Source organism: Bifidobacterium sp. SO4, assembly GCF_018555355.1.
GTDB classification, from domain to species: domain Bacteria; phylum Actinomycetota; class Actinomycetes; order Actinomycetales; family Bifidobacteriaceae; genus Bifidobacterium; species Bifidobacterium miconisargentati.
The window spans coordinates 1-3,667 of sequence record NZ_JAFEJP010000032.1 but is presented as its reverse complement, the minus strand read 5'-3'; the positions used below and the strand labels follow the sequence as shown (position 1 = coordinate 3,667).

Annotated in this window: 3 protein-coding genes; 2 read left to right on the top strand and 1 reads right to left on the bottom strand. The window is 60.9% G+C overall.

Features of this window, described 5'->3' with window-relative positions:
- Positions 1–143 precede the first annotated feature (143 nt).
- Both JS536_RS11640 and mcrC read left to right on the top strand, forming a co-directional pair.
- Positions 144–1,535, top strand: coding sequence for an AAA family ATPase (locus JS536_RS11640; protein ID WP_214357057.1), 1,392 nt, complete (start codon positions 144–146; stop codon positions 1,533–1,535).
- Positions 1,532–2,575, top strand: a complete 1,044-nt coding sequence (mcrC, locus tag JS536_RS11635) for a 5-methylcytosine-specific restriction endonuclease system specificity protein McrC (RefSeq protein ID WP_214357056.1) — start codon at positions 1,532–1,534, stop codon at positions 2,573–2,575. The genes JS536_RS11640 and mcrC overlap by 4 nt, the downstream gene beginning before the upstream one ends.
- A 53-nt stretch (positions 2,576–2,628) precedes the next feature.
- Here the strand turns inward: mcrC and JS536_RS11630 are convergent, their stop codons facing one another.
- Entirely contained in the window at positions 2,629–3,234 is a 606-nt protein-coding gene (locus JS536_RS11630) for a hypothetical protein (protein ID WP_214357055.1), read from the bottom strand.
- Positions 3,235–3,667: the final 433 nt, after the last annotated feature.

Genomic DNA, 3,667 nt, shown 5'->3' with positions numbered 1-3,667 from the left:
AAGATCGCGGGCGTCCGACCGGAAGACCACAACGAAACACCAGCCGACACCGACTAGGATTTCGCGCTCACTTCCAGTGAGGCACCACTCCCGGTTTCGCGCTCACTTTCAAATGAGGCACCTCGCCCGTCAAGGAGGATGCCATGAACATTGAAGACGCCGATAACATGATGCCGAGGTATTGGGTCTACCATCCCGGCGAGCAGGCCGGCAAATGGAAGGAATGCCTCGAGCGGGGTCTCATGCTTCTGGGATGGCCGGAACTGGGGGACTTCAGCCGATACGTTTCGAAGTCGGATATAGAGGAGGCTTTGCGGAAGGCCTACGGTAAGCCCAACATGTACAACACCCGGAAGGCCATCTGGGATATGGGACATGTCATCAAACCCGGTGACGTGGTGTTCGCATGCAAGGGTCGCAACACCATCTTGGGAAGGGGCATCGTCCAGGACGGTTACCATTACGATGAGCACGACCCGGACGGCTATCGCAACAGGCGCCCGGTGAAATGGACGGCACTGGATCCGGGAAAGGTGCCCGATGAGCAGTGGTCGGAAGTCCGGGACAGTCTGTACATCAACAAGACCCTGACCGATATCTCCTACGACCATGAGCGGGTGAGCATGCTCGATGGATTGTTCGACGTCGAATCGATGGATGACGATGACACTCCCGTATATGACTGTCCGGAGTATGGGCGCGAGGAGTTCCTGAACGATGTGTACATGTCGGACACGGATTATGAACGGGTGACCGCCCTGCTGAAGCGGAAGAAGAACCTGATCCTGCAGGGCGCGCCGGGCGTGGGCAAGACGTATGCCGCGAAGCGTCTCGCGTATGCGCTGCTGGGCTCGAAGGATCCCACGCGCGTGCAGATGGTACAGTTCCATCAGAGCTACTCATACGAGGACTTCATCATGGGATACCGTCCCTCGGGTGACGGGTTCGAGCTCAAGCATGGCGTGTTCTACCGGTTCTGCAAGCAGGCCGAGGCGGACGACGAACGCGACTACTGCTTCATCATCGACGAGATCAACCGCGGCAACCTGAGCCGTATCTTCGGCGAGACGTTCATGCTCATCGAGCAGGACAAGCGGGGCATGCGCCTGCAGCTGCCGTACGCGGACGAATCGTTCGGCGTGCCGGCGAACGTGTACATCATCGGGTTGATGAACACCGCCGACCGGAGTCTGGCCATGATCGACTATGCGTTGCGCAGGCGGTTCGCGTTCTTCACCATGGAACCCGGTTTCGACACGGACGGGTTCAGGCAATACCGGAAAGGACTCGAATCGCCTACTTTCGATGGTCTGGTGGGCACGGTCAAGGAGCTCAACGATGACATCGCGAGGGACGCTTCCCTGGGTCCGGGCTTCCGCATCGGCCACAGTTTCCTGTGCGGTCTCACGAAAGACGACATGGACCTGGATCTCATCGTGGAATACGAGCTCGTGCCGTTGCTGGAGGAATACTGGTTCGACGACCGCGGCAAGGTCGACCGTTGGGCGGAGAGACTCAGGAAAGCCGTCCGATGATACCGGTCCGCAACGTCTACCAGATGCTGTCCTACGCGCTCGACCTGATGGACAAGCCGGCGTACCGCGAGTTCGACGCCGCTCCGTTCGACAACGCGGCGGACCTGTGCGCGGCCATCCTGTGCCGTGGCGTGGAGACCCAGGTCAAACGCGGGCTCAGGCGCGACTACCGGCTCGCCCGGGACGAGATGGCCACGGTCCGCGGGCGCATCGACCTGTCCGGATCACTGGACCCGGGCGTGAGGGTTCGCCGCCGTCTGGTCTGCGAGTACGACGACTTCACGGTGGACGAGCCGATGAACCGCATCGTGAAATCCACGATGCTGCTCCTGACCCATGCCGACATCGGCGGTGACCGTCGCCGGCGTCTGCGCGCCCTGCTGCGACTGTTCGAACCGGTCGGCACCGTCGACGTCAGGCGCATTGACTGGCATATGGGCTTCGACCGGAGCAACCGCTCCTACCGGATTCTGCTCGACATCTGCCGGCTGGTCATCGAGGGCCTGATCCAGACGGACGGTGCGGCGGGCATGGAACTGCTGGATTTCTTCGACGAGGCGACCATGAACCGGTTGTACGAACGGTTCATCCTCAACTACTACCGTCGTGAAATGCGATCCCGGCTTCGCGCCTCCGCGAAACACATCGACTGGGCGTTGGATCCGGGCAGCGAGACCATGCACCTGCCGCAGATGCGTTCCGACGCTTTCCTCGAAACCGATGACGGACGAATACTCATCATCGACGCGAAGTACTACACGCACACTATGCAGGACAACTACGGCAAACACACCATCCACTCGGGCAACCTGTACCAGATGTTCTCCTACGTGAAGAACACCGAGGCGCACGTGCGAGGCTCGGGACGGACCGTCTCCGGCATGCTGCTGTACGCGAAAACCGACGAGAACGACCTGCCCGACGACGAATACCGGATGGATGGCAACCTCATCAGCGTCAGGACCCTGGACCTGGACCAGGAATTCGACCGGGTCAAAGCCGATCTGCAGGGTATAGCCGAACGTTACCTTCAGAACTGATACACCGCTCCGGTAGCGCTTGAGCGAACCGGTCCGTTCGCGGCGGGTGCCGCCTATACGGCCGTCATGCGGCGGGACATGCGGGAGATACGAACCACGTCGAGCGCGACGGTCAGCCCGCGCTTGAGGTCCCGCATCCATCCGGCGGTCAGGGGCAGCGTATGGCCGGACGATTGTATGGTCAGAAAACCGGTCGCGCACGTGGTCGCGGCCTCCAGTGCGGCGAGATGGTCATTGACGGGCTCCGTCATCTGCTCCCAGCTGGCCACCCTGACACGGCTTCCGTCGGGCAGGACGCAGGTCCCGGCGTGGAAGTCGATGTTTGTAACGCCCTGCCTGCCGATACGGGCGAGACCGTCCAGCAGGGCAAGCAGATCGTCCATCCGCCATTCGGCGTCATCGCCGGAGGCCGGGACGAAGGACTCGCACCAGTCGTGTTTGGTCTGTTCCGGCTCGTCCGGTTCGAAGGCGGAGATCATGGTGCGTCCGTTGAGCCGGTCGATATCCGTGTCCGCTCCGATGACGGCGTCGATGAAGGACTGCAGGCGTTCGGTGGCATGACGGCGGTCCTCCCGGGTCATGCTCTCCAGATGGTTATGGTCGAGCACGTCGTACGAGTCGACCCCGATATCGGTGGTCCATTCGAGATAGATACACATGGCCGGCCCCTTTCCTCCTGTGGTTGCTGATGTCTGCAACATAGGCAGGCATTCGACAGATCGGTGCATATCTACCGGAAAACGAGATTGGTTCGTGGGTGTGGCGACCGTGGCGGGTCGGGGGCATGACGGTGAGTCGGGGGCTGTGGATGTCGTCTGCTTCCCGTACTGACGAAATGTCGAATAGTGTCCGTGTGGTCGTTGATGATTACGGTGACGGCGAGTACCATCGCAGCTGGAGAGGTTCACTGTGGCCCTCTTTGTAGCGGTTCCCAAGACGGATTCTTGGGAGAGAAGGAATGGGAAAGGGGCGGGTTCTAGTGATCGTTGCAACGCTTGGCCGGGTGGCGGGAGTCATGTATGGGCAGGTGGGTTTTCGAGGGCGTGGAGTACGCGAGTCGGGGTCTTATGTGCGAGGCGAGGCGGGAACGCT